Source organism: Streptomyces sp. NPDC005195 (assembly GCF_040608315.1).
Taxonomy (GTDB): Bacteria; Actinomycetota; Actinomycetes; order Streptomycetales; family Streptomycetaceae; genus Streptomyces; species Streptomyces kaempferi.
Map to the genome: position 1 here is coordinate 299,414 of NZ_JBEXHZ010000001.1, position 24,777 is coordinate 324,190.

Annotated in this window: 22 protein-coding genes and 1 tRNA gene; 14 read left to right on the forward strand and 9 right to left on the reverse strand. The window is 71.5% G+C overall.

Annotated elements, in window-relative coordinates:
* Positions 1–109: 109 nt before the first annotated feature.
* Positions 110–760 carry a response regulator gene (locus ABZV34_RS01295; protein WP_356270704.1) on the reverse strand — a complete coding sequence of 217 codons (651 nt, stop codon included), beginning with the start codon at positions 758–760 and terminating at the stop codon, positions 110–112.
* Positions 761–1,000: 240 nt separating this feature from the next.
* On the opposite strand from ABZV34_RS01295, the gene ABZV34_RS01300 reads away from it, so the two are divergent.
* A tRNA-Arg gene (locus tag ABZV34_RS01300) sits at positions 1,001–1,072 on the forward strand.
* Positions 1,073–1,382: 310 nt separating this feature from the next.
* Here ABZV34_RS01300 and ABZV34_RS01305 read toward each other — a convergent pair.
* The 4 genes from ABZV34_RS01305 to ABZV34_RS01320 all read right to left on the reverse strand — a co-directional run bounded on the left by ABZV34_RS01305 (position 1,383) and on the right by ABZV34_RS01320 (position 4,278).
* Positions 1,383–1,829 (reverse strand): hypothetical protein, encoded by a 447-nt coding sequence (locus ABZV34_RS01305; protein ID WP_356270276.1) that lies wholly within the window; start codon positions 1,827–1,829, stop codon positions 1,383–1,385.
* Between the two features lie 200 nt (positions 1,830–2,029).
* Positions 2,030–3,088, reverse strand: coding sequence for a zinc-dependent alcohol dehydrogenase family protein (locus ABZV34_RS01310; RefSeq protein WP_356270278.1), 1,059 nt, complete (start codon positions 3,086–3,088; stop codon positions 2,030–2,032).
* Between the two features lie 280 nt (positions 3,089–3,368).
* Positions 3,369–3,791: a nuclear transport factor 2 family protein gene (locus ABZV34_RS01315; protein WP_356270280.1), complete on the reverse strand. Its 423-nt coding sequence runs from the start codon at positions 3,789–3,791 to the stop codon at positions 3,369–3,371.
* A 43-nt stretch (positions 3,792–3,834) separates the two neighbouring features.
* A complete protein-coding gene (locus ABZV34_RS01320) occupies positions 3,835–4,278 on the reverse strand; it encodes a hypothetical protein (RefSeq protein WP_356270282.1) in 444 nt (147 codons plus the stop codon).
* Between the two features lie 130 nt (positions 4,279–4,408).
* Here ABZV34_RS01320 and ABZV34_RS01325 point away from each other — a divergent pair, with 130 nt between their 5' ends.
* Positions 4,409–5,299 (forward strand): LysR family transcriptional regulator, encoded by an 891-nt coding sequence (locus ABZV34_RS01325; RefSeq protein WP_356270284.1) that lies wholly within the window; start codon positions 4,409–4,411, stop codon positions 5,297–5,299.
* Positions 5,300–5,643: 344 nt separating this feature from the next.
* Positions 5,644–7,422 carry a beta-ketoacyl-[acyl-carrier-protein] synthase family protein gene (locus tag ABZV34_RS01330; RefSeq protein ID WP_356270286.1) on the forward strand — a complete coding sequence of 593 codons (1,779 nt, stop codon included), beginning with the start codon at positions 5,644–5,646 and terminating at the stop codon, positions 7,420–7,422.
* A gap of 78 nt (positions 7,423–7,500) precedes the next feature.
* Here ABZV34_RS01330 and ABZV34_RS01335 read toward each other — a convergent pair whose 3' ends face one another.
* Positions 7,501–8,649 carry a Ku protein gene (locus ABZV34_RS01335; protein ID WP_356270288.1) on the reverse strand — a complete coding sequence of 383 codons (1,149 nt, stop codon included), beginning with the start codon at positions 8,647–8,649 and terminating at the stop codon, positions 7,501–7,503.
* A gap of 199 nt (positions 8,650–8,848) precedes the next feature.
* On the opposite strand from ABZV34_RS01335, the gene ligD reads away from it, so the two are divergent.
* Entirely contained in the window at positions 8,849–9,730 is an 882-nt protein-coding gene (ligD, locus tag ABZV34_RS01340; RefSeq protein WP_356270290.1) for a non-homologous end-joining DNA ligase, read from the forward strand.
* Positions 9,731–10,049: 319 nt separating this feature from the next.
* A complete protein-coding gene (locus ABZV34_RS01345) occupies positions 10,050–11,327 on the forward strand; it encodes a GNAT family N-acetyltransferase (RefSeq protein WP_356270291.1) in 1,278 nt (425 codons plus the stop codon).
* Positions 11,328–11,525: 198 nt separating this feature from the next.
* Here the strand turns inward: ABZV34_RS01345 and ABZV34_RS01350 are convergent, their stop codons facing one another.
* Entirely contained in the window at positions 11,526–12,329 is an 804-nt protein-coding gene (locus ABZV34_RS01350; RefSeq protein ID WP_356270293.1) for a nuclease-related domain-containing protein, read from the reverse strand.
* A 97-nt stretch (positions 12,330–12,426) separates the two neighbouring features.
* On the opposite strand from ABZV34_RS01350, the gene ABZV34_RS01355 reads away from it, so the two are divergent.
* The 7 genes from ABZV34_RS01355 (at position 12,427) to ABZV34_RS01385 (ending at position 20,508) form a co-directional block, all read left to right on the forward strand.
* A complete protein-coding gene (locus ABZV34_RS01355) occupies positions 12,427–12,933 on the forward strand; it encodes a dual specificity protein phosphatase family protein (protein ID WP_356270706.1) in 507 nt (168 codons plus the stop codon).
* A 222-nt stretch (positions 12,934–13,155) separates the two neighbouring features.
* The gene (locus ABZV34_RS01360) at positions 13,156–13,932 is read left to right on the forward strand and encodes a hypothetical protein (protein WP_356270295.1); all 777 of its coding nucleotides are present in this window, start codon (positions 13,156–13,158) and stop codon (positions 13,930–13,932) included.
* A gap of 161 nt (positions 13,933–14,093) precedes the next feature.
* A complete protein-coding gene (locus ABZV34_RS01365; RefSeq protein ID WP_356270708.1) occupies positions 14,094–15,437 on the forward strand; it encodes a HAMP domain-containing sensor histidine kinase in 1,344 nt (447 codons plus the stop codon).
* Positions 15,438–15,557: 120 nt separating this feature from the next.
* A complete protein-coding gene (locus ABZV34_RS01370; protein ID WP_356270710.1) occupies positions 15,558–16,979 on the forward strand; it encodes an FtsW/RodA/SpoVE family cell cycle protein in 1,422 nt (473 codons plus the stop codon).
* Positions 16,980–17,001: 22 nt separating this feature from the next.
* Positions 17,002–18,519, forward strand: a complete 1,518-nt coding sequence (locus ABZV34_RS01375; protein ID WP_356270297.1) for a penicillin-binding transpeptidase domain-containing protein — start codon at positions 17,002–17,004, stop codon at positions 18,517–18,519.
* 241 nt (positions 18,520–18,760) lie between these two features.
* Positions 18,761–19,741 carry a permease gene (locus ABZV34_RS01380; RefSeq protein WP_356270712.1) on the forward strand — a complete coding sequence of 327 codons (981 nt, stop codon included), beginning with the start codon at positions 18,761–18,763 and terminating at the stop codon, positions 19,739–19,741.
* Complete coding sequence (locus ABZV34_RS01385; protein ID WP_356270299.1) at positions 19,738–20,508, forward strand: TIGR03943 family protein; 771 nt, start codon at positions 19,738–19,740, stop codon at positions 20,506–20,508. The genes ABZV34_RS01380 and ABZV34_RS01385 overlap by 4 nt, the downstream gene beginning before the upstream one ends.
* A 52-nt stretch (positions 20,509–20,560) precedes the next feature.
* On the opposite strand, the gene ABZV34_RS01390 is transcribed toward ABZV34_RS01385, so the two are convergent.
* Both ABZV34_RS01390 and ABZV34_RS01395 read right to left on the reverse strand, forming a co-directional pair.
* A complete protein-coding gene (locus ABZV34_RS01390) occupies positions 20,561–21,469 on the reverse strand; it encodes an ADP-ribosylglycohydrolase family protein (RefSeq protein ID WP_356270301.1) in 909 nt (302 codons plus the stop codon).
* A 230-nt stretch (positions 21,470–21,699) separates the two neighbouring features.
* A complete protein-coding gene (locus ABZV34_RS01395) occupies positions 21,700–22,806 on the reverse strand; it encodes a ferritin-like domain-containing protein (protein ID WP_356270303.1) in 1,107 nt (368 codons plus the stop codon).
* A 138-nt stretch (positions 22,807–22,944) separates the two neighbouring features.
* Between ABZV34_RS01395 and ABZV34_RS01400 the strand changes: the two genes are divergently transcribed.
* Together ABZV34_RS01400 and ABZV34_RS01405 are read left to right on the forward strand one after the other, a co-directional pair.
* Positions 22,945–23,889 carry a diiron oxygenase gene (locus ABZV34_RS01400; RefSeq protein WP_356270305.1) on the forward strand — a complete coding sequence of 315 codons (945 nt, stop codon included), beginning with the start codon at positions 22,945–22,947 and terminating at the stop codon, positions 23,887–23,889.
* A gap of 114 nt (positions 23,890–24,003) precedes the next feature.
* Positions 24,004–24,729, forward strand: a complete 726-nt coding sequence (locus ABZV34_RS01405) for a TetR/AcrR family transcriptional regulator (RefSeq protein ID WP_168530205.1) — start codon at positions 24,004–24,006, stop codon at positions 24,727–24,729.
* The last annotated feature ends 48 nt before the right edge of the window (positions 24,730–24,777 follow it).

The following is a 24,777-nucleotide window of genomic DNA, read 5'->3' on the forward strand; positions in this document are numbered from 1 at the left end:
GCCTGCGCGCCGTAGGCCCGGTGGACCCGGTAGGCCCGTAGGGGTGACGCGACGTCCGCGGTCCATGGGTGACGGGGTTGGTCGGTGTGCGTCGGATCAACGACTGTCGTCAGTGACCGGAACGGCCGGCGCGCTCGGCTTCATCGACCCCGAGCCCCTCAGCGTCGAACCTGTCGACACCGAGCCTTTCGGTACCGAACCTCTCCGTACGGAAGCCGTCCGTACCGAACCCTTCCGAGCCGAAGCCCTCGCGCTCGTCCGAGCCCTGGAAGGCACCTTGGAAGGGCGACCCGCGGTCGTCGTCACCACCGCCTTCGCCGCCCCGACTCCCCCGCCGCTCCATCAACTGCCTCACGATCCGCACGAGTTCAGCAGGCTCGAAGGGTTTGGCGAGAAAGGCGTCGACGCCCACATCGAGCCCGCTCTCGACCTCGTACTGCGTGCAGGCGCTGACGATGGCGAGGGGAAGGTTCCGCGTGCGCGGATCGGCACGGAGGCGAGCGGCGGTCCGCAACCCGTCGAGACGGGGCATGACCACATCCAGGGTGACCACATCGGGGCGCACGTGATGCACCACGTCCAGGCATTCGGCACCGTCGGCCGCGGTCACGACCTCGATGCCCTCCAGCTCGAGATTGACCCTGATCAGCTGCCGGATGACCTTGTTGTCGTCCACAACAAGCACCCGACCGGACGCGCCTGACACAACTCGAGAGTAGGTCCGCGCCCGGCACCGCGTCCGGGTTTTCCCCACTTCCACCCCGGACGTGTTCCCGCACCCTCTCCGGCCCGTTCCCGACCCCGTCCAGGCCCCGCATCCGGAACCCTCACCAGGGACCCTGAACCCATTCGGCCCACACCCCCGAGCCGCCCCCACCCTCACCCCCGACACCCTTCCCTCCCTCCCCAACACACCGCCCCTCCCCCACATAAACCCATGCCAGTCCCCCTCGAAAGAGCTGGTAGGGTTCTACCCGTCGCCACACACCAAGGCCGACACGCCCCCGTAGCTCAGGGGATAGAGCAACGGCCTCCGGAGCCGTGTGCGCAGGTTCGAATCCTGCCGGGGGCACCCCTTATGAGGTGCCCAAAGACCCCGTCACCAGCGGAAACGCTGAGGCCGGGGTCTTCGCGTGTCTACGGCTCTGCGCAGCCGTATGTCGGCCGCCCTGGGCGGTCCTGTGACACTGCCTGTGGACGTTGTGGACGGGGGCTTTGTGGGACGGCGCAGCTCATCGGGGCCTTGGCTGAAGGCGGCCGCGGCGTGGCGCATGGCGTATCCGGCCGTTCCGAGGCGTGCGTCGTCGGCGGTGTGCCGCAGGGGCGGCGGGGGTTCCCGTAGGTGTGAGGGGCCGTCAGGTCGTGGGTGTGAGGGTTTTTCTTCAGTCGCGGTCCGCGTCGGTCGGCGGGGCGGCGAAGTACTGGGCGTAGCGCGTCCCGGCGAAGTGCTCGCCCAGCAGGCGGGAGAAGAGCAGGACCGACGACAGCGGGCGGTGGTTCACGACCAGATGGTGTGTCTGGCCCTCCGCGTTCCTGTACACGACGGCGATGTTGGCGATCGGTTCACCGCGCACCGTTGACGTGTAGTCCTCGACGAAGCCGTTCTCTCCGTACTCGCCGATGTGGATGAAGTCCTGGTGCTCGTACAGAGTGCGCGCGTAGGACAGCACCGTGCGTACGTCCTCGGGCCCGGACACGACCCCGTTGAGGACCGAGCCCTCCATCGTCACGTCGTCGGCGAGGTTGTCCAGCCAATGGGGGTAGTAGTCCGTGCGTCGGCGCGCCGGGTCGCCGCTGCCCAGATACATCGGTTTCGTCTTGTCGGTCATCTTCCAGCCCTTTCAAACGGAACAACGCGTTCGACGTGCCCCTGTCCGGCTGACCGAGCGGTGCCGGCTGCGTGAGATGGGCGGGGTGGGCTGAGGGGGGCGGGCTGCGGCCGTCCTTTTCCCGCCGCAGCCGCCCACGCCGACCACGCCGCCCGCGCCGCCGACATCAGCACCAGCACCGTTACCGGCGGGGCCGCGTTCTACCTGTCGCCTTCGGTCCGGTCGTCCTCGAAGACGAGGAGCGGTTTGGCGCCACGTGCGGCCGTTTCGGCGAGCGCGAGGGCTTCGGCGAAGCGTTCGAGCGGGAACGGCCGGCCCTCGGGGATGCTCAGGACGCCCTCGGTGACCAGAGCGCGCACCTCGGACAGCGCGCGCAGCGCATCCTCGGGTGTGGCGGTGGCGAACCAGCGGTTCAGCCAGAAGCCACGGACCACTTTGGTCTCGTAGATCACGGAGCGGGCTTGCAACGGGATCGTCAGCGCCGCCGGTTCGGTCTGCCGATGGGTGGACAGGGCGCCGTAGACCACGACCTCTCCCCCCGGGGCCAACGCCTGGGACACCTGGGCGCCCACGACTCCCGCGACACAGTCGGTGGCCTTGCGCACGCCCGCCGGCCCCGCGATCTCGGCCACACGCCGCACCAGGTCCTCGTCCTCGGTGCAGATGACCTCGTCACCACCGAGCGCCTTGATCTCCTCGACGGCGTCCCGACGTCGCACAACATTGATCGTGCGAATACCCAGATGCCGGCACAGCTGGACGACGAGCCGGCCGACGGTGGAACCCGCCGCCGTCTGCAACAGCCACTCGCCCGGCCGCACGTCGAGTACACGCGTCACCAGGAGCAGCGCGGTCAACGGGTTGACGGCGAGTTGGCAGGCGCTGGAGTCGCTCAGGTCGTCGGGGACCGGCAGGAGCCTTCGTGTGTCGGCGACGAGGTATTCCTGCCAGGTGCCGGCCACCGGGGGCCCGGGTACCGCGGGCACGGCGGCGACCACCACCCGCTCACCGACCTCCAGTCCCGCCGTATCCGGGCCCAGGGCCTCGATACGGCCCACGCATTCCATGTGTCCCCCGACAGCGGGAAACTCGGGGGAGAAACCGTAGCGGCCACGCAGGACGTGCAGATCGCTGGCGTGGACCGGGGTCGCCGACACACGGATCAACGCCTGGCCCGCCTCCGGCACGGGAACGGGCCGGGACTCCAGCCGCAGAACATCGACAGGCTCGCCAACCCTGCCGGCTACGAGCGCACGCATGGACCGAGGCATGAATGACCTTTCATCTCACACCGCCGAAATATTCGGCGGGTGATCGGGAAGAAGCGGTGTCGGCGCCGGCATTCCCGTCGGCGCCCGAGAGCGTGCTGCGTTCGTGCGGCCTGCCGAGTTTCGCGATCAGGACCGCTCGCCGCAGCGCACCACTCCGGTTCGGATGATGGAGCTGTCGTTTCGGGGTCGCCAAGGCCGGCCCCGGGAGAATTCCCGGCGGCGGACAAGGGCGCGCGCTGCGCCGATGACCGCCGTGCAGGTTCGGGGCTCAGGAGGCCGCCGGGAACACCTGGAGGCCGTCGATCGAGTCACGCCCCTTTGCGGTGTCCGCGTACAGTCGGGCCTTGACTATCAGGCCGTCGCTCACGGTGAACAGCAGACAGTGTTCGTTCTCCATGGTGCGACCGTTTTTCGCCTTCGCCCTGGCCCTGACGGGAACGACCACGTGCGACCCCGCGTCGAGCACCGTGTGCGCGTCGTAGTCGAAGGTCTCATAGTAGTGATCGTAGATGTCCCGGTAGAAGGCGAGAAAGCCTTCAGGCCCATGGAATGTCCCGCCGTAAGGCAGGGATGTGGGGAAGTCGAAGATCACTTCGGGCGACATGAGGGCCACCAGGTCCGAGGAATCGTTCTCCTCGAATCCGGAATATGCTCGCCAGCAAGCGTCCACGATGGTCTGATTGCGCGACACGTTTCCTCCAGATCGCAGCAGAGATAGATGAACTGGAATACGTTCAGTCGCGGTCGCCGTCCGACGGGTCGGCTACGTACTTCGCGTACTCCGTCCCGGCGAAGTGTTCGCCCAGCTTGCGGGAGAAGTAGTTGAGCATCTGCAGCGGACGGTGGTTCATCACCAGATGCTGCGTCTTTCCCTCTTCGTTGAAGTAGACGACGGCGATGTTGCCGATCGGCTTGCCGTCCACCGTCGCCGCGTAGTCCTCGACGAAGCCGTTCTCTCCGTACTTGCCGATGTAGATGAAGTCCTGGAAATCGTACAGAGTGCGCGCATAGGACAGAATCGCAAAGACGTCCTCGGCCCCGTGGATGGTACCCCTGAAGACTCCGGCCTCCAGCGTCACATCGTCGGCGAGATTGTCGAGCCAAGGAGGGTAGTAGTCCTTGCGCTGCCGCACCGGGTCGCCGCTTCCCAGATATGTCGGTGGCGTCTTGTAGGTCATCTTTCACCCTCCTGTATCAGTTGAACTTCTAACAGAATCGCTGGACGCAACAGGCGCTGTCCAACGAAAGTCCGAGACTGCCGCCATCTCTCCGAGAGATACCTCGGGCTCGCCGGGGGATACTCGAAGGGTGGAACTGCGCCAGCTCGAGTACTTCGTCGCCGTCGCCGAGGAAGCGAACTTCACCCGTGCCGCCGCACGGCTGCACGTCGTCCAGTCCGCGGTCTCCACCACGATCAAGAACCTCGAGCGAGAACTCCGCACGCCGCTGCTGGAACGCACTCCCAAGCGCGTGCTCCTCACCGATGCCGGTGCCGCCCTGCTCCCGCGCGCCCATGCCGCTCTCGACGCCGCACGGGAGGCAGCGGACGCGGTGGGCGAGGTTCGCGGCGGACTGCGCGGCGCGCTGCGGCTGGGCGCGATAGCCACGGTCGGGGTCATCGACCTTCCCGTGTTCCTCGGTGAATTCCACCGGCGCCATCCCGGCGTGTTCCTGCAGACCAGTGCCGCTCCCTCCGGCTCCCAGGGCCTGGTCGACGCCCTCCTCGAACGGCGGCTCGACCTCGCCTTCGTCTCGGGGCCCGGACCGCGCCCGACCGGCGTCACGCTGACCGCCCTGGCCACCTCGGTGCTCGACCTCGTCGTGCCGGCCGCCCATCCGCTCGCGAACCGCCGCTCCGTGTCGCTCACCGAACTGGCGGACCTGGACTTCGTCGACTTCCCCGCGGGCTACAGCAACCGGACCGTTGCCGACCGGGCCTTCGCCACCGCCTCCGTCCCCCATCACGTCGTCATCGAGATCACCGACCTGACCACCGGCGTGGCCTACGTCCGTAACGGCCTGGGCGTGGCGCTGCTGCCGCGGGTCGCCCTCGGCAAGGGACAGGACGTCGCCACCCTGACCGTCGACGACGCCGACCTGGAATGGCAGTTCTCCCTGGCCGCTCCGTCCGAGCGGCCGCCGGGTGCCGCGGCACGCGCCATGCTCGACATGGCCCACGAGTTCTTCTGTCAAGGGTGAGCACCGGCTCGGAAGTGCCCTGCACGCCGGTCCCTGCCCCGGCCGCCGGTCCGGGACCGGCGCGCGGGAGGGAGTGGGCGGTGTCGGTGGGGAGGCCGGTGCTCGCCGTCCGTCGCCCCGCCGCCTCCGCGCCCGCCTCACGCGTGCGGGACCGAGTGCCTTTCTTTCAGGGGTAGTTGGCTGTCGACGAGGGAGGCGGCCGGCCGGTTCGGCGGTCATCGCGAGGGAATTCCGGTCCGTGCTTTCGGCGGTGTCGCTCACATAAATGGTGCAGGCATCTAGGCAATTCGCACTTCTTCGCCGACAGTTGATGACGGAAGGCCCCGAAGAAAGCAATCGCTCATATGCGCTATTCGTCCGACGTTCCCGTACAGCCCCACGCCGTCACCCGGCCCCACACCGTCACCGTCGCCGAAGTGATTCCCGGTGATCTTCTCGCCCTCTCGGATCAGGACGTGCGGGAGAACACCTGGTACGCGGTGACGCACACGTCGCCCGAGACTCCGCACACCATTCGACTGACATTGCGGCCGCCGCTCGGCGGGAGGGATCACGAGACGGTATTCGAGCGGGGTCATCAAGTGACCGTCGGCTGCCGCCGGTTGGACGTGACGGCAATTCCCGAGATCATCTCGTCCGATCTCGATACGGTGGAATTCCGGGACGGAGACCGCGTCGGTTCGCTGCGCGTCGTGGACCCCGGGGCCGCGGAGGAGTCCCGCACCCGCAGGTGGGGCCAGTGGTACCCGGATCTGGACAGCGGGACCCAGGAACCGGTCTCGGACGCGGAGGTGCGGGAGTGGGCCGCGCGGGCCGTCCGGCAGGGACACGTCGTACGCCATCACCCTCGTCCGCGCCGGTCCGCCGAGGCCCGTGCGCCGCGCCGGGTCGTCGTCACCGGGCTCGGCGCGGTGACGCCCCTCGGTGTCGGAGTCGGTGAACTGTGGCAGGGGCTGCTCGAAGGCCGGTGCGGCATACGGGAGTTGGAGGGCGAGGAGTTCGCCGGACTGCCGGTGCGGATCGCGGGGACCGTGCCCGTGGACCCCGCCGGACTGCTGCCCCGGCCGCAGGCCCGGCGGATGAACCGATCCGCCCAGTTCGCGGTGCTCGCCGCCCGCGAGGCCTGGCAGGACGCCGGTTTCGACCCGGCCGGCACGACGGAGAGCGGGCTCGCTCCCGAGCGGGTCGGCGTCTCGGTCGGCGCCATCCTCGGCGACGCCTCCGTCCTGGTCGGCGGCGACCGCAGGCTGCGCGACCGCGGACCGCGCGCGGTCTCCCCGCTGACCACGCCGATGACCGTGCCCTCCCAGGCCGCTTCGCAGGTGTCGCTCGCCCTGCGCATCACCGGCGAGGCCCGCACCGTGACCAGCGCGTGCGCCTCCGGCACCGAGGCCGTCGGGCAGGCCATCGACCGCATCCGGTACGGGCGGGTCGACGTCGCCCTCGCCGGGGGCGCCGAGGCGGTGGTCACCCCGGCGATCATGGCCTCCTTCGCCGCGATGCGCGCGCTGTCCGCCCACCCGATCGGATCCACCAGCCCCTCCCGGCCGTTCGCCGGCGACCGCGACGGTTTCGTGAACGGCGAGGGCGCCGGGTTCCTGCTCCTGGAGGCCGAGGAGCACGCCCGGGCACGCGGGGCGCGCGTCTACTGCGAGGCCGCGGGCTGGGGCCTGTCCGCGGACGCCCACCACATGGCCGCGCCCGACCCGTCCGGCAGCGGCGTGGCACTGGCGCTGCGCCGGGCCGTCCAGGACGCGGGCGCCCACGTCGTCGACGTCGTCCACGTCAACGCGCACGCCACCGCCACCGTCGACGGCGATCTCGCCGAGGCGGGCGCGCTGCGCGCCGTGTTCGGCGGACGGGTGCCCGTCACCGCGCTCAAGGGTCATCTCGGCCATCTCCAGGGGGCCGCGGGCGGTGTGGAGGCCGTCGCCACGGTGCTCACCCTCCATCACGGCCTCATCCCGCCCACCATCGGCTGCGACGTCCAGGACGACGCCATCGGCCTGGACGTGGTGACCAAGAGCCCCCGCCCGCTGCCCACCTTCGGCGACCTCGCCCTCAGCAACTCGTTCGGGTTCGGCGGTCACAACGCGGTGCTGGCGTTTCGCCGGACGGGTTGACCGGCCGGCCGGCACATCGGCCGCGGGCGTACGGGCGTACGGGCAGGTCTACCGGTCCGTACGCGGTTCTGTCGTGTCTCAGGCCGAGGCCCGTTTGCGCGGGGTCGTCTTCTTCGCGGTCGCGGTGTTCTTCTTGGCGGCGGTTCTCTTCGCCGCGCCCTTGGTGCTCCCCTGGGCCGTCGACTTCGTGGCCGTCCGGGCGGTGGTCCCGGAGGACGGCTTCGCCGTGGTCTTCTTCGTGGCCGTCTTCGTCGCCGTCTTCTTCGCCGCCGTCTTCTTCGCGGTCGACGTGGACTTCTTCCCTCCGACCGCCTTCGGTGCCGTACGGGCCGACCTGCGGGCCGGGAGCGGGGTGACCTCGGCGGTCCCGCCGGTCTCCTCGGCCTTCCCACCGGTCCGCTCCTCGGTCTTCGCGCCCGTCGCCCCGTCCGTCTCCTCGCCCCGGGACTCCTTGGCCGCGCGCACGCTCTTCTCCAGGGCGGCCATCAGGTCGAGCACCTTGCCACCCGCCTTCTCCCCGGCGGGCGCGGCCGGCGCCTGTTCGCCGGAAGCCTTGGTGGCGATCAGCTCCTCCACGGCGTCGCGGTAGTCGTCGTGCAGGTCCGCGAGGTCGACCTCGCCGAGGGTGTCCATGAGGGCGTCGGCCAGGTCGAGTTCCTGGTCGCGGACGGTCACGTTCGCGTCCGGCGCCACCTCGTCCGTACCGCGGATCTCGTCCGGCCAGAGCAGCCCGTGCATGGCGATCACGTCGTCCACCACCCGCAGCATCCCGAGCCGCTCCCGTCCACGCAGCGCGAACTTCGCGATGGCGACCTTCCGGCTGCGCTTGAGGGCCTCGCGCAGCAGGATGTAGGGCTTGGCGGCGGGGACGCCGTTCGCGGACAGGTAGTAGGCCGTGTCCATCTGGAGCGGGTCGATCCGGTCGGCCGGCACGAAGGCCACGATCTCGATCGTCCTGGCGGTCGGGATCGGCAGCGAGGCCAGGTCCTCGTCCGTGACCGGGATCAGCGAGCCGTCGCCGTCCTCGTACGCCTTGCCGATCTCACCGGTGGTGACCTCGCGGTCCTCCAGTTCGCAGTACTTCCGGTACCGGATGCGGCCACCGTCGTCGAGGTGGATCTGGCGGAAGGAGATCGAGTGGCTCTCCGTCGCGTTCACGAGCTTGATCGGGATGCTGACCAGCCCGAAGGAGATGGCACCGTTCCAGATGGATCGCACGTGCAGCACCTTCCTGACACGGATTCGAGAGGCGGGAGGCGAGAGACGAAAGGAAGAGGGGAGGTGAGGGGAGAGAGGAGAGGGGCCAGGGGCTGACACGGATTTCGCGAGGTGCGGTTGCAAGTCAGGCTAGACGCGTGTTCGCGACAGCACATCCGCAGGCGGGCCGCCGAGCGCCTCCCCCACGGTTTCGTGCGACGCTCGACCCATGACGCCGATCACCGAGGTGGAGGGACGGCGGCTCGCGCTCACCAACCTGGAGAAGGTCGTCCACCCGGCGACCGGCTTCACGAAGGGCGAGGTCCTGCACTACTGCGCGACGACCGCGGCCCCTCTGCTGGCGCACCTCCACGACCGGCCGGTCTCCTTCCTGCGCTATCCCGACGGACCGGACGGCCAGGTCTTCTTCACCAAGAACGTGCCGCCCGGCACGCCCGCCTGGGTCCGGACCGCCGAGGTCCCCCGGACGGAGGGCCCCGCCCGAATGGTCCTGATCCAGGATCTCGCCTCGCTCATGTGGGCCGCGAACCTCGTCACCGAGTTCCACACACCGCAGTGGCGGGCGGACGCGCCCGGCGCGGCGGACCGGCTGGTGTTCGACCTGGACCCCGGCGCCCCCGCGACGGTCGTCGAGTGCTGCGAGGTGGCCCTGTGGCTGCGGGAGCGGCTGGCGGCGGACGGAATCGCGGCGTACGCGAAGACGTCCGGCTCGAAGGGGCTGCATCTGCTGGCGGCGCTGGTGCCGGTGGCGTCCGAGGACGTCAGCGCGTACGCGAAGGAGCTCGCCGTCGAGGCCGAGCGCGCGCTGCCGGGTCTGGTCACGCACCGGATGACGAAGAGTCTGCGGCCGGGAAAGGTCTTCGTCGACCACAGCCAGAACGCCGCGCGCAAGACCACGGCGACGCCGTACACGCTGCGGGCCCGGACCACGCCCACCGTCTCCGCGCCCGTCACCTGGGACGAGGTCGCGGACTGCGGTGAGCCGGAGCGGCTCGTCTTCCACGCCGGGGACATCGCACCGCGGCTGGAGCGGTACGGCGATCTGCTGGCACCGCTGCTGGATCCGGGCCGCGCGCACGCCTTGCCGTGAGCGACGGACGCCGTGCACGGCCCACGGACTCCTCCCGGGACCCGCTTGGCTCCTCCCGGGACTCATGTGGCTCCTCCCGAGACCCTCGGGACTCCTCCCGGACCCACCGCGTCGCCGGGCCTCGGACCTCGGGTCGCCGTGCATCAGGCCCGCGCGGACAATGAACGGCGACAGAACACTCGGGCAGGACGGGACACCCCGGGACAGGGCAAGGGCAGGCAGCGCGGGGCGGGGTAAGGCGGGACGGGACAAAGGCAGCGCCGGGTATGTGGCCGCGTGCCACCAGGGGCGGTGGCGGCCTGCCGGCGAGGTGGCGATGATGCCGACGTGGCGACTGCGGGACTTCCACGACGATGATCTCGACCAGGCGATCCAGATATGGGACCAGAACCGGCAGGCGGACGACGCCGCCACCGTGTTCCCGGTCTCCGAGGTCATGGCGGCCGCCCGGGGCGGCGGCACGGCCGTGGTCGCCGTGGCCGGGAACGACATGGTGGGCATGGCGGTGGCACAGGCCCAGGGCGAACGGGCCTGGATCACGTTGGTGGCACTCTCCGCCGCGTGGCGCGACCGGGGCATCGGCAGCGCCCTGATCGGCGAGCTCGAACGGCGGCTGCGGACCCAGGACGTACGGCGGATCGGGGCGCTGCTCGCCCCGGGGGCCACCGGGACGGCGGCCCTGGAGAACTCCGGCTACCGGGCGCGCGCCGGGCTGGTCTTCCACGAGAAGGTCGAGCATCTCGGTGCGGGTGAGGCAGGTCTGCTCGCGGAGCTCGGCGGGAGGCTGCAGCCGCAGGGCCTCTGGCGCGCGCTCGCCGGGATGGAACGGGAGAAGGACGCCATCGAGCGGCGGATCGTGCTGCCGCTGGCCGAGCCCGCGCTGGCCGACCAGTACGGGGTGACGCCACCGAAGGCGGTCATCCTCTTCGGGCCCCCGGGCACCGGGAAGACCAGCTTCGCGAAGGCGGTCGCCTCCCGGCTGGAGTGGCCGTTCGTGGAGCTCTTCCCGTCCCGGCTGGCGGCGGGTACCGAGGGGCTCGCCGCGTCGCTGCGGGACACCTTCGCCGAACTGGCGGAACTGGAGACGGTGGTGCTGTTCATCGACGAGGTCGAGGAGATCGCCGGCGCCCGGTCCGGTCTGGCCGTCGATCCCGGCCACGGTGTCACCAACGAGCTGCTCAAGCTGATCCCCGGCTTCCGCGACCACGACGAGCGGCTGCTGATCTGCGCCACGAACTCGGTCCGTTCACTGGATCAGGCGTTCCTGCGGCCCGGACGGTTCGACTACGTCATCCCGGTGGGACCGCCCGATCCGGCCGCCCGGGAGGCCATCTGGCGGCGCTATCTCGGGGCCGCCGCCGACCGGGTCGAGCTGCGCCGGCTGGTGGCGGCGAGTGAGATGTTCACCCCCGCCGACATCGAGTTCGCCGCCCGCAAGGGCGCCCAGGCCGCGTTCGAGCGCGAGATCACCGACCGCCTGGGCGCGCCGGCCGGTACCGAGGACTACCTGGCGGCGGTCGCCGACACCCGCCCGACCCTCACCGCGCAGGCCCTCACCGAGTTCGAGGAGGACATCGAGCGTCACGTACGGATGTGACACCCGCGGATGGGACACCAGCGGATGTGACACCTGTCGTCGCTCACTGCAGGCGTACGGAGGGCGTACACAGGGCGCGGAGTGGGCGTACGGACGCGACACCGGCCGTCGAGCACCCGTGACACCGGGCCGGCGAGGAACCCGCGACGCCAGGCGGTTGCGGGAGGGGCGGGACGCGCGGGAGGGGCGGCGGGAGCCTCACACCCTCAGCCACGTGTTCCGGTCGCGGGCCATCGCGTGCAGCGCCTCCACGTCCGCGGGCTTCAGGACCCCGCCCAGCCGGCCCAGGGAGGACAGCTCGGTGTCCCGCAGCACGCGCAGCTCACGGAGCGGCGAGAGGACGTCGAGTCCCGCGGCCCCGGCCAGGGCCAGGACGGGACGGACCTCGGCGGTCAGCGCGTACGAGGCCCGGCCGGCGTCGGCGCGTACCTGCCGGAGCAGTGGACGCGACTCGCGGCGGCCCACCGTGACCAGGGGATCGGTGACGAGGACGCGCTGCTTGCGGGCGTACAGGGCACGGACCGAGAAGAGGCCCCCGGGACCGATGACCAGGTGGTGGATGCGGTCACCGCCGGGCAGGGGGACCGAGTGCACGGTGTGCCAGCCCGCCCCCTCCATCCGGTCGAGGGCGTCACCCACGGCCTGCTCGGCGGCGAGCGCGCGGCGGCGCGGGTCGGGCCGCAGCCGGTGGGCCGGCCCCGGATCCCGGTCGAGGGCGACGACCAGTGCCTCGCCCGGCCGGTTGGGCGCGAGGTCGTCGTCCGGATGGAGCGTGAGGCGGGCCAGCTCCGCCGGGGTGGGGACCGGGGGCGGCCCCACGGTCACCGGGCCGGTGAGGAACGGGGCGAGCGTGTCGAGCACGTCCTCGCGCCGGTCCTCGCTGAGCAGGTTGACCCGGGCCGTGTCACGGTCGTACCAGGCGACGTTCCTCCCGTCGGTCAGGCACACGTAGAGGCGCTCCTGTCCGTGGCGCCAGGCCGGTACGACCCGCAGTCCGTTCATGCACCATCACCCCATGACCATGGGAACAGGCGGGGTGCTCCAGGGGCAAGAACCCGGTTACCTTTGGGAGCGGTTGGGGGAGTTGTGGGAGGCGCCGTTGCGGACTCGCAGAAGACAGCCCGATGTACCCGCTCCGCAGAACCCGTGGAGCGAGATCGTGCCCGGCCTGTGGATGGGCGGGCACGCCTTCGCGGGGCGCTCCGGGGAGCCGGAATTCGCCGTCGTGCACGACGAGTTCGACCTGGTCCTGACACTGCTGCGGCTACCGGGGCACGGTCCGGACCCGGGCGTCGAGCACCATGTGTGGCCGATCCCGGACGGCCCCCTGGACGGCACGCAGCTGGCGGGCGTGATCCGTCTCGCGCGGGCCGCGGACGACGCGCTGGAGGACGGGCGCCGGGTCCTGGTCCGCTGCTACCACGGCTACAACCGCTCGGGGCTCGTCGTGGCGCACGCGCTGGTCCTCGCGGGGCACAGTTCCGACGAGGCGATACGGCTGATCCGGGGCCGCCGCTCGCCGTGGGCCCTGCACAACGACCTGTTCGTGGAGTACCTGCGGGCCGGGCTCCCCACCGCCCGTCTCCTGGAGGAACTGGCGGAATAGCGGCGTGGACCAGCGAAGTGGCGGAGCAGTACGGAGTAGTGCGGAGTAGGCACGGAGCGCCGGCGGGGCGGAACGCGGGAGTCCGGTCGACCGTCCGCTCACGAACAAAAAGGACTTCCGTACGAATAAGGTGTAGGACGTCGGTTCCGTCGGTTTCACGCCGGCCTCGCGCACCGTGCCGTCCCCGGCCCCGGACCGAGGCCGCACGGACGCAGGAGAGCAGTGACCCCCACTCGGCCCAGCCGCCTCACGCTCGCCGCCCTCGCCGCCGCGCTGGTGGCGGCCCTGGCCGGCTGCGGTGACTCCGGTGCGCTGCGCTCCGCGGGTGAGACGCCCACCGCCGTCGGCCCCGCCAGGCTCTGGCCGGAGCTGCCTCCCGCGTCGACGCCCGCCCTCGACTACGGCGAGGCCGACACCGAGACGGTCAAGGGTGTCACCGCGCCGGGCGACGACATCCACCAGGTGAATCCGCTCGACGTGGTGCGCGCCGAGGTCGCCGCGCACCCGGACGAGTACTCCGGCGCGGGTGCCTCGCACGCGGCGACGGCCCGGCAGCTGGAGGACTGCGGGAAGAAGGGTGCCCTCGGCAAGGAGTGCCCGCTCCTGAAGGCGTACTACCGCGATCTCACCGGCGACGGGAAGGACGACATGGTGCTCGGCATCCGCTTTCCCCACAACCAGCTGGCCGTCCGCGTGTACGCCTTCCTGGACCACAGGCTGGTGCAGGTCATGAGCACTTCGGACAGTGTGGTCAGCGTCGAGCTCGCGGGCCGCCAGGTGATCATCCGTTCGCCCTCGACCCTGCCGGGCTACGAGTTCCGCACGGTGTGGACCTGGGACGCGCACCAGAACGCGATGCTGGCGACCCGCGACGAGATCCTCCGGGTGGGCACCCCCTCCCCCACCCGTGCCATCACCCCCGCGCCCGTCCCGCCGCCGTCCGCGTCCGCACCGCCGTTCACGACCTCCGGCCCGTCCCCGTCGGCGAGCGGCTCATGACGCGCCTCCGACGGCACCCACGCCCCGCCGGGCACCTCCGCCCCGCCCGGCGTACGCGTCCCGCCCGGCGCTTCCGTCCCGTGCGCACCCTGCGGGCCCTCTGCCGCATCCCCCACTGGACCGCCACCCTCACCTGGAAGGCGACCGCCTTCCTCGCGGTGATGTGCTGCGGCCTGGCCGCCCTCCTCGGCGTCCTCGTACATGTGTCGGTGACCAACCAGACCGTCGGCGAGGCCCGCGGCCGCGCGCTCGACCGGCTGACCGAGGTGACGGCGGCGTACGAGGAGGGTGACCGGCTGCCGCCGGGCGCGGGTGTCGACCTGCCGGGGCTGCCGGCCGCGCTGCGCGAGCTGGCCACCGACGGCCGGCGCGGCACGATGGTCGGGGACCAGGACGCGCACCCCACCATGTGGGCGGCCGGACCCGCCGGCCGCGGGCGGGCGCTCGCCGTGCAGTTCGACTACGCGCAGGGCGCCCACGCCATCGACGCCCTGGACCGGGCGATCGTGTGGTCCTCGGCGCTGGCGATCGGCGCGACGCTGCTGGTGGGAGCCTTCGCGGTGACCCGGGTGACCCGGCGGCTGCACGCGACGGCGCGGGTGGCCCGGCGGATCAGCGCCGGTGACCTGGACGCACGCGTCAACGACCCCCGGACCGTCCACGACTCCTCCGGGCGCGTCGAACCCCGTACCCAGCGCCCGACGCGTCCCCAGGACGAGGTGGCCGCGGTCGCCGGCGCGCTCGACACGATGGCGGCCTCGCTGCAGAGCAAACTGCTGAGCGAGCAGCGCTTCACCGCGGACGTGGCGCACGAGCTGCGCACCCCGCTGACCGGACTGCACGCGGCCGCCGAGCTGCTGCCGCCGGGCCGGCCGACCGAGCTGGTGCGCGACCGGGTCGCCACACTGCGCACGCTCACCGAGGATCTGCTGGAGATCTCCCGCCTGGACGCCGGACGGGAGCGGCTCGAACTGGATTCGGAGCCCCTGGCTCCGCTGGCCGGACGGGTGGTGTGGGCGTCGGGCACCGACACCGAGATCCATGTCGTGCGCGACACCCGGGTGGAGACCGACCGGCGCCGCCTGGAGCGGGTGCTCGGCAATCTGGTGGCCAACGCGCACAAGCACGGCAGGGCGCCGGTGGCGCTGACCGTCGACGGCCCGGTGGTGACCGTACGGGACCACGGCGACGGCTATCCGGACTACCTGCTGGAGCACGGCCCGCAGCGGTTCCGTACCGAGGGCGGTTCCAAGGGCCATGGCCTCGGCCTGACGATCGCGCTCGGTCAGGCGGAGGTGCTGGGCGCGCCGCTGGTCTTCGCCAACGCTCCCGACGGCGGGGCTCTCGCGACCTTGACGCTCCCTCAGAACGCGCGGGACCAGCGGGACGAGCACGATGAACACGACGAGCGGAGCGCAGGGAACGCGCGGGGCGGGGTGAACGACCGGGACGGCGGGAACAGCGGGAACGGCGGGAACAGCCGCGACGGTGACAACGGTCCCTGAGTTCTCCGCTCCCCCCACGCGACGAACCCGCGCGAGGTACACCGAAACGGACCGTTCGTCACTACATAACGGGACATCAGCTCCACCACTTGCTACGTTCCGGACATGATTCAGCCCGGAATGCCCGGTTCGGACGGAACGACCGGAACTGCCGGAACTGCCGGAACGACCGGAACTGCCGGAACGGCCGTGGTGGCGGACCCACCCCCGCCCGTCCCCTCCGCACGTCTCGCCAGGCGCCGCGGCATCGAGTTCACCCTCATCGTCGTCGCCGTCCTGCTCTCCGTGTACGGCTACTGCGCCGTCGGACTCGCCCGGCACGGCACCGTCCCGCCCGGCGCCGCCGGTTACGGCGCGGGACTCGGCGTGCTGGCGCTCCTCGCGCATGTCACGGTGCGGCTGCGGGCGCCGTACGCCGATCCGCTGCTGCTGCCGATCGCCGTCCTGCTCAACGGCCTCGGCCTGGTGCTGATCTACCGTCTCGACCTGGAGACCCCCGACGACCCGGCCGCCCCGATCCAGCTCATCTGGTCGACCCTCGGTGTCGCGCTCTTCATCGTGGTCGTGTTCTTCCTGCGCGACCACCGTGTCCTGCAGCGCTACACCTACGTCTCGGTCGTCACCGCGCTCGCGCTGCTGCTCCTGCCGATCCTCTTCCCCGCCGTGAACGGCGCCCGGATCTGGATCCGGATCGCCGGATTCTCCATCCAGCCGGGCGAGTTCGCGAAGGTGCTCCTCGCGGTCTTCTTCGCCGGCTACCTCGCGGCCAACCGCAACGCGCTCACGCACGCGGGCCGCCCGATCCTCGGCTTCATCCGGCTCCAGCTGCCCACCGGCCGCGTCCTCGGCCCGATCGTCACGGTCTGGCTGCTGAGCGTGCTGGTGCTCGTCCTGGAACGGGACCTGGGGACGTCGCTGCTGTTCTTCGGCCTGTTCGTGATCCTGCTGTACATCGCCACCGGCCGCACCGGCTGGATCGCGGTCGGTCTCCTGCTCGCCTGTGCGGGCGCGATGGCCGTGGGCCGGCTGGAACCGCACGTCCACGGGCGGGTGCAGGACTGGCTGCACCCCTTCGCCTCGATCGACGCGGGGCTCGGGCCCAACCAACTCGCCCAGTCCCTCTTCGCGTTCGCCGCGGGCGGCATGTTCGGCACCGGTCTCGGGCTCGGCCACTCCATCCTGATCGGTTTCGCCGCCAAGTCGGACTTCATCCTCGCGACGGCGGGCGAGGAGCTTGGCCTCTCCGGGCTCTCGGCGATCTTCCTCCTCTACGCGCTCCTGGTGGAGCGCGGCTACCGGGCCGGCCTCGCCCTGCGCGACCCCTTCGGGCGGCTCCTCGCGATCGGCCTCGCCTCGATCGTGGCGCTCCAGGTCTTCGTGATCGCCGGCGGGGTGACCGGTCTGATCCCGCTGACCGGCATGGCGATGCCGTTCCTCGCCCAGGGCGGCTCCTCGGTCGTCACCAACTGGATCATCGTCGCGCTGCTGATCCGGATCAGCGATTCGGCACGCAGTCAGTACGACGGGACGGCGGCGCCGTGAGCCGCCGCCGGAAGGACTCACCATGACCAAGTACATCCGCAGGGCCGCCGCCCTGTGCGCCGTGCTGCTCGTCGCGCTCCTCGTGAACGCCGCCCGCGTCCAGGTCGTCCGGGGCGGGACGTACGACGACAACCCGGCCAACCGCCGTCAGTCGATCGCCCGATACGGGCAGCCGCGCGGCGACATCCTGGTCGGCGGGCGGCCGGTCACCGGCTCCCGGGACACCGGGGAGCAGCTCCGCTACGAGCGGACGTACACGGACGGCCCGCTGTACGCGCCCGTGACCGGCTTCGCCTCGCAGGTGTACGGCACGACGTCCCTGGAGAGCACCGAGGACGGCATCCTCTCCGGCACCGATCCACTGCTCTCCCCGTTCCCGCTGTGGAACGACGTCACGCGTGCCCGCAACCCCGGCGGCCAGGTCGTCACCACCCTCGATCCGGCCGCGCAGCGGGCGGCCTACCAGGGGCTCGGCCGGCGCCGGGGCGCGGTCGCCGCGATCCAGCCGTCCACGGGGAGAATCCTGGCGCTGGTCTCGACGCCCTCCTACGACCCCGGGCAGCTGTCGGGGACGGGTACGGCAGTGACGGACGCGTGGCGGCGGCTGAACGCGGCGGCGGACAAGCCGATGCTCAACCGGGCGATCCGGCAGACCTATCCGCCGGGGTCGACGTTCAAGGTGGTGACGGCCGCGGCGGCGCTGGAGACCGGCGTGGTGACGGACGTCGACGAGTCGACCGACTCCCCCGACCCGTACACCCTGCCCGGCACCACGACCTGGCTGACGAACGAGACCGAGGGCTGCGAGGACGCGTCGCTGCGGTACGCCTTCGAGTGGTCGTGCAACACGGTCTTCGCCAAACTCGGCGTGGACGTGGGCCTGCGTGCCATGACGCGCACGGCGGCGGACTTCGGCTTCAACGACAAGAAGCTGCGGATCCCCTTCCTGACCGCGCCCAGCAACTTCGACACCGTCCTCGACAGGCCGCAGTTGGCGCTCTCCTCCATCGGCCAGTTCAACACCCGGGCCACGCCCCTGCAGATGGCGATGATCTCGGCGGCCGTGGCGGACGGCGGGACCGTCAAGTCGCCCTACCTGGTGGAACGGCGGAAGGGGCTGGACGGCACCACCGTCTCGTCGACCGGACCGCACACGCTCCGTCAGGCGATGAGCCCGGCGACGGCGGCACGGATGCGCCGGCTGATGACGGACGTGGTGACGGACGGCACCGGCGCGAACGCCGCGATTCCGGGGGCGACCGTCGGCGGCAAGACCGGGACCGCCCAGCACGGCATCGACAACCTGGGGCTGCCGTACGCCTGGTTCGTCTCCTGGGCCCAGGCCGACGACTCCCTGGAGCCCGCGGTGGCGGTCGCGGTCGTCGTCGAGGACGCGGCGGCGGACCGAGGCGACATCAGCGGGGGCGGGGACGCGGCGCCGATCGCGAGGGCGGTGATGGAGGCGGTGCTCGGGTCCGGGGACGGGCACGGGGAAGGAGGCTCGAAGGGGCGTCGTGGAGGTCGGTTGCGGCCGGAATGAGTGATCCGGCCGGAATCGGCGTACTGATGGGGGGCTCCCCACCACACGGCCCCAGTCCTGTCATGCCGGAGGTACCTCGCCCGTGAGCATCACCAGAGCGGCCCCGCCGGGGTCCGGCCACCGCGACCCGGACGAACCCCGGGACAAGGACGCGGGCGGACTCCCGGTCAAGGGCGCGGGCGGACCGCCGGCGGAGGGCGCGGGCGGACCGCCGGCCGAGGTGACAGAACCGTCGGCGGAGGTGAAGGAACCGCGGGCCGACGAGCCGCAGGGCTGGCAGTTCAGCTCGCCGCTCGTGCTGGTCATGCTGCTGGTCGTGCTGGTGCTGGCGCAGGGCCCGGTGCGCGGCGCCCTGTCCGCGCCCGTGATGCAGAGCTGGATGACCGTGTTCGTCGCGGTGGTCCTCCAGGCGCTGCCCTTCCTCGTCCTCGGCGTGCTGCTGTCGGCGGCCATCGCGGTGTTCGTCCCGCCCGCGTTCTTCGCCCGGGCGCTGCCGAAGCGGCCCGCGCTGGCCGTGCCGGTGGCCGGGCTGGCGGGGGCGGTGCTGCCGGGCTGCGAGTGCGCGTCGGTGCCGGTGGCCGGGGCGCTGGTGCGCCGGGGGGTGACACCGGCGGCGGCGCTGGCGTTCCTGCTGTCGGCGCCGGCGATCAACCCGATCGTGCTGACCGCCACCGCCGTCGCGTTCCCCCGCGACCCCGAGATGGTCGTGGCCCGCTTCGTGGCGAGTCTGATCGTGGCGTGCTCGATGGGGTGGCTGTGGCAGCGACTGGGCCGTGCCGACTGGCTGCGGCCGCCGGCCCGCCCCTCGCACGAGGGCCTCGGCAAGGGGGCCGCGTTCTGGGGGTCCGTACGGCACGACGTGATGCACGCCGGCGGCTTCCTCGTCATCGGGGCCATGGCGGCGGCCACGCTCAAGGCCGTCGTACCGGCGAGCTGGCTGCACGCCGCGGCCGACAACCCGGTGGTGGCGATCCTCGCCCTGGCCGTCCTGGCGGTGCTGTTGTCCATCTGCTCGGAGGCCGACGCGTTCGTCGTCTCGTCCCTGACCCAGTTCTCGCTGACCGCACGGCTGGCCTTCCTCGTGGTGGGACCGATGATCGACCTGAAGCTCTTCGCCATGCAGGCAGGCACGTTCGGCCGCGGGTTCGCCCTGCGGTTCGCGCCCGCCACCTTCGCGCTGGCCGTCCTCGGATCGGTGCTCGTCGGGACGGTGCTCCTGTGAACCGGCAGGCCCAGGCGGCGATCATGTTCCTGGTCGGGGCGGCGGTCCTGCACGCCGGCTTCACCGACCTCTATCTGCGCTATGTCAAGGCCGGGCTGCGACCCCTGCTCCTCGCGGCCGGTGTCGTCCTGATCCTCGCGGCGCTGGCGACGGTCTGGTACGACCGGCGCGCGTCAAAAAACGGACACCGGCACGCGGCGGGCGCGGGGGAGGACGCCGGGCAAGGGGCCGGGAGCGCGGACGGCCACGGGCACGCGCACCGGGAACCCCGTGTCTCCTGGCTCCTCGTCCTGCCCCTGTTCGCCCTCATCCTGGTCGCCCCGCCCGCGCTCGGCTCCTACAGCGCCCTGCACACCGGTACGGCCCTGCAGGCGCCCCTCGCCTACCCGCGCCTGCCGGCCACCGACCCGCTCCCGCTCAGCGTCGTCGACTACGCGGGGCGCGCCGCGTACGGTCACGGCCGCACCCTGGGGAACCGGCGGGTCGAGGTCACCGGCTTCGTCGCCCTCGGCCACGACGGCACCCCGTACCTGGTCCGGATGGCACTCAACTGCTGTGCCGCCGACGCCCAGCCGGTCAAGATCGGTCTGACCGGGCACATCCCGCCCGTCCTGCGGCCCGACGCCTGGCTGCGGGTCACCGGCACCTACACCGGCAAGCGGGCCGAGGACCCGGTCAACGACGGGGTCATCCCCTTCCTCGACGTCACCGAGGCCAAGCCGGTCCCGACCCCGCGCGACCCGTACGACGAGAGCTGGAACAACTGAGACGGGGGTACCGGGCGGCCCGGACGTGTCGCCCGGGGAGTCGTCCGACCGCTCAGGCGGCGCCGGGCAGCGCCTCCCGGCGCCGCAGCCACTCCTGCGGTACGTCGTCGACGCCGGTGCGGGCGGCGACGATCCCGCCCGCGATGGCGCAGGTCGTGTCGACGTCGCCGAAGCCCTCGGCCGTGGTCCACAGGGCGGAGACCAGGTCGCCGGGGTGGCGGGCCGCGCACCAGACGGCGAACGGGACGGTGTCGTCGGCGCGGACGCGCTGTCCGTTGCCGAGGAGGTCCGCGGCCTTCCAGGGTTCGGTGGTGAAGGAGACCTGGGCCGCCTCGGTGAGGCCGTCGCGGACCGCGCTCGCCGGGGTGGCGGCCGCGACGGCGGTGAGGTCGAGTTCGCCCCGGACCGAGAGCGCGGCCGCCGTCGCGACCGCGACCGCTCCCGCGACCCCCTCCGGGTGTGCGTGCGTCACCCGGGCCGAGAGTGCCGCCTGTTCGGCGACGAGCGGCAGGCTCCGATGGAACCAGGCGCCGAGCGGAGCGACGCGCATGGCCGCACCGTTGCCGAGGCTGCCCTCGCCGTCGAAGAGCTCCCGCGCCAGTTCCGGCCAGCGCTCCGGCTCCTGGAGCAGCCGGGGCAGGAGTTGGCGCATTCCGTGGCCATAGCCGCGGGCCGGGTCCGCGTCGTGGCCCAGGGCGAGGACCTGGGCCAGTTCGCGTGGGCGGATCTCTCCGTACTGGTCGAGGACTCTGAGCAGGCCCAGCGCCATCGCCGTGTCGTCGGTCCAGTGCCAGGCCGGCTCGTGCGGGGTGCGCCGTGCGCGGATCTCCGCGTAGGCCTGGGGACGGTCGCGGAAGAGTGGGAACCAGCGCTCGCCGAAGGCGTCGCCCAGGGCCAGTCCCTCCAGGCTGCGGCGCGCCGACGGACGATCGGTCTGGACGGAGTGCGGCTCGGGCGTCATGGGGAGGATCATGCCGGTCGGAACGGGGTGCCGTACTGGTGTCCGAGTATGTGGTCCGAGGCGGGCCGGCAGGCCTCGGTGCGCACACACCGTTCCCCGCGGGCCACCGCGCCGCGGTGCGAACACACCGTCACCGACGGGCTGAGGACAGCACGGTTCGAGCGGCCCGGTGTGCGGACACACCGTCCCCGTTCAGGCTGCCGCGCCACGGTTCGAGCGGCGCACGGTTCTCAGGAGTCCGCCCCGGACTCGATCATCTCCCCGACCTCGGCCACGCGCCGCTTCTCCTCCGCCGCGAACCGCTGCGCGTCCAGCCGTTCCGCGATCTCCTCGTCCTGGGACATCAGCAGGTCGAGGCTGGAGTCGCCCATCTCGAAGACGCCCATGTCCACGTACGCCTGCTGGAGGCGCTCGCCCCACAGGCCGATGTCCTTGACGCAGGGGACGATGCGGCTGAAGAGCAGCCGGCGGAAGAGGTGCAGGAACTCGGACTGCTCGCTGTACTGTTCGGCCTCGGCCCTGGGGATGCCGAAGTTCTCCAGCACCTCGACGCCCCGCAGCCGGTCCCGCATCAGGTGGCAGCCCTCGATGACGAACTCCTCGCGTTCGCGCAGTTCGGCGTCGGAGAGCTGCCGGTAGTAGTCGCGCAGCGCCATGCGGCCGAAGGCGACGTGGCGGGCCTCGTCCTGCATCACGTAGGCGAGGATCTGCTGGGGGAGGGGCTTGTCCGTGGTGTCGCGGATCATGCCGAAGGCGGCGAGCGCCAGGCCCTCGATCAGGACCTGCATCCCGAGGTAGGGCATGTCCCAGCGGGAGTCGCGGAGGGTGTCGCCGAGCAGGGAGCCCAGGCTGTCGTTGACCGGGTAGAGCATCCCGATCTTCTCGTGCAGGAAGCGGCCGTAGATCTCCGCGTGCCGGGCCTCGTCCATGGTCTGGGTGGCCGAGTAGAGCTTCGCGTCGAGGTCGGGGACGGACTCCACGATGCGCGCCGCGCAGACCATGGCGCCCTGCTCCCCGTGGAGGAACTGGCTGAACTGCCAGGCGGTGTAGTGCCGGCGCAGGTCGCCCTTGTCCCGGTCGGTCAGCTTCGCCCAGTGCGGGGTCCCGTACAGGGTCATCGCCTCGTCGGGGGTGCCGAGCGGATCGTACGGGTCGACCTCGATGTCCCAGTCGATACGCCGCTGTCCGTCCCACTGTTTGTCCTTGCCCTTCTGGTACAGGGCGAGGAGCCGGGCGCGACCGTCGTCGTACTCCCAGCTGAAGCGTGCTGCCCCCGAGGCCGGTATCTGCCAGAGGGGGTCTCCCGGGTCCTTGGCGTACAGCTCGTGCGTCGGCATGCTTCGCAGGCTCACACGGGGTAGACGTGCCGTCAACAAGTCGCGCACAGGGGATTGACGGGCTTGCTGACAGGCAGTCTCATAAGAGATGACCGCCGGTAACTCCTGAAGATCGCGTACGACGAGGTGGGAACAGTCATGACGACGGTGACGGAAGACGGACCCGACGAGCTCGCCGGGCTCCGCGACGCGCTCGGCCTGCTCAAGGACCGGGAACAGGTGGCCGAACGGCTGCTCGCGTCTTCCGCCAAGCACTCCTTCGACCCGGACAAGGAGCTGGACTGGGACGCCCCCTTCGAGGAGGGCAAGTGGTTCTGGCCGCCCGAGCTGGTGTCGCTCTACGACACCCCGCTGTGGAAGCGGATGGGCGAGGAGCAGCGGATCCTGCTCTCGCGGCACGAGGCCGCGGCACTCGCCTCCCTCGGGATCTGGTTCGAGATCATCCTGATGCAGCTGCTGGTGCGTCACATCTACGACAAGGCGGCCACGAGCGCGCACGTGCGGTACGCGCTCACCGAGATCGAGGACGAGTGCCGGCACTCGAAGATGTTCGCCCGGCTGATCTCGCGCGGCGGCACACCGCACTACCCGGTCAGCCGCGCGCATCTGAATCTCGGGCGGCTCTTCAAGACCATCTCGACCACCCCCGGCTCCTTCACCGCCACACTGCTCGGCGAGGAGATCCTGGACTGGATGCAGCGGCTGACCTTCCCCGACGAGCGGGTGCAGACCCTGGTGCGCGGCGTCACCCGCATCCACGTGGTGGAGGAGGCCCGGCATGTGCGGTACGCGCGGGAGGAGCTGCGGCGCCAGATGGTGACCGCGCCACGCTGGTCCCAGGAGTTCACCCGCGTCACCTCCGGCGAGTTCGCCCGGGTCTTCTCCGTCGCCTTCGTCCATCCCGAGGTCTACACGAACGTCGGTCTGGACCGGCGCGAGGCCGTCGCGCAGGTGCGGGCGAGCGGGCACCGGCAAGAGGTGATGCAGACCGGGGCGAAGCGCCTGACAGACTTCCTCGACGACATCGGTGTACTGCGCGGGGTCGGGCGGCGGCTGTGGAAGGCCTCTGGGCTGCTGGCCTGAGGGGGCGCCACGCCGGTGCCCCTCGCGGGGCCCGGGACTTCCCCACGGACGGAGCCCCGCCGGGCGGCCGCGAGCAGGGGCGGCGGGGGCGAACCCACGGGTTACGCTGCCGACATGACCTCCGCGGCCCCCACCCCCGCATACCGCCGCCTGAGTGTCGAGGAGCGGCGTTCACAGCTCCTCGAGGCGGCGCTGACCCTCTTCGCGCACCGGGCGCCCGAGGAGGTCTCGCTGGACGACGTGGCGGAGGCCGCGGGGGTGTCGCGGCCCCTCGTGTACCGGTACTTCCCGGGCGGCAAGCAGCAGCTGTACGAGGCCGCGCTGCGCTCCGCCGCGGAGGAGCTGGAGCACTGCTTCGCGGAGCCGCCGCAGGGGTCGCTGAGCGAACGGCTGTCGCGGGCCCTCGACCGCTATCTCGCCTTCGTCGACCAGCACGACGCGGGCTTCAGCGCGCTGCTGCAGGGGGGCAGTGTCGTCGAGACGTCCAGGACGACCGCCATAGTGGACGGGGTACGGCGGGCCGCCGCCGACCACATCGTCGACCATCTCGCCGTACGGGACCCGGGGCCCCGGCTGCGGATGACCGTACGGATGTGGATCACCGCCGTCGAAGGCGCGTCGCTCAGCTGGCTCGACGGGGGCAAGGAACCGCCGCTGGACGAGCTGCGGGACTGGCTGGTGGAGCAGTTCGTGGCGATGCTGGTGGCGAGCGCGGGACGCGATCCGCAGACCGCCGACGTCGTGCGTGCGGCGCTCGCCCTGGAGGCGCCGGAGGGTGCGGTGGGGGTGCTGGCCCGGCGGGTCGTCCCGCTGCTCGACGGCGCGGCGCGCCTCCTCTGACCAGCACTGCCCAGCACGGCCCGGCAGTGACCCACGCTGACCGGCACC

Bases quoted from the DNA above. Each gene is read 5' to 3' on its own strand.
- ABZV34_RS01305 (WP_356270276.1), bottom strand. From the start codon at position 1,829: ATGACCGACAAGACGAAACCGATGTATCTGGGCAGCGGCGACCCGGCG.
- ABZV34_RS01310 (WP_356270278.1), bottom strand. From the start codon at position 3,088: ATGCGTGCGCTCGTAGCCGGCAGGGTTGGCGAGCCTGTCGATGTTCTG.
- ABZV34_RS01320 (WP_356270282.1), bottom strand. From the start codon at position 4,278: ATGACCTACAAGACGCCACCGACATATCTGGGAAGCGGCGACCCGGTG.
- ABZV34_RS01330 (WP_356270286.1), top strand. From the start codon at position 5,644: ATGCGCTATTCGTCCGACGTTCCCGTACAGCCCCACGCCGTCACCCGG.
- ligD (WP_356270290.1), top strand. From the start codon at position 8,849: ATGACGCCGATCACCGAGGTGGAGGGACGGCGGCTCGCGCTCACCAAC.
- ABZV34_RS01345 (WP_356270291.1), top strand. From the start codon at position 10,050: ATGCCGACGTGGCGACTGCGGGACTTCCACGACGATGATCTCGACCAG.
- ABZV34_RS01350 (WP_356270293.1), bottom strand. From the start codon at position 12,329: ATGAACGGACTGCGGGTCGTACCGGCCTGGCGCCACGGACAGGAGCGC.
- ABZV34_RS01365 (WP_356270708.1), top strand. From the start codon at position 14,094: ATGTGCTGCGGCCTGGCCGCCCTCCTCGGCGTCCTCGTACATGTGTCG.
- ABZV34_RS01370 (WP_356270710.1), top strand. From the start codon at position 15,558: ATGCCCGGTTCGGACGGAACGACCGGAACTGCCGGAACTGCCGGAACG.
- ABZV34_RS01375 (WP_356270297.1), top strand. From the start codon at position 17,002: ATGACCAAGTACATCCGCAGGGCCGCCGCCCTGTGCGCCGTGCTGCTC.
- ABZV34_RS01390 (WP_356270301.1), bottom strand. From the start codon at position 21,469: ATGACGCCCGAGCCGCACTCCGTCCAGACCGATCGTCCGTCGGCGCGC.
- ABZV34_RS01395 (WP_356270303.1), bottom strand. From the start codon at position 22,806: ATGCCGACGCACGAGCTGTACGCCAAGGACCCGGGAGACCCCCTCTGG.
- ABZV34_RS01400 (WP_356270305.1), top strand. From the start codon at position 22,945: ATGACGACGGTGACGGAAGACGGACCCGACGAGCTCGCCGGGCTCCGC.
- ABZV34_RS01405 (WP_168530205.1), top strand. From the start codon at position 24,004: ATGACCTCCGCGGCCCCCACCCCCGCATACCGCCGCCTGAGTGTCGAG.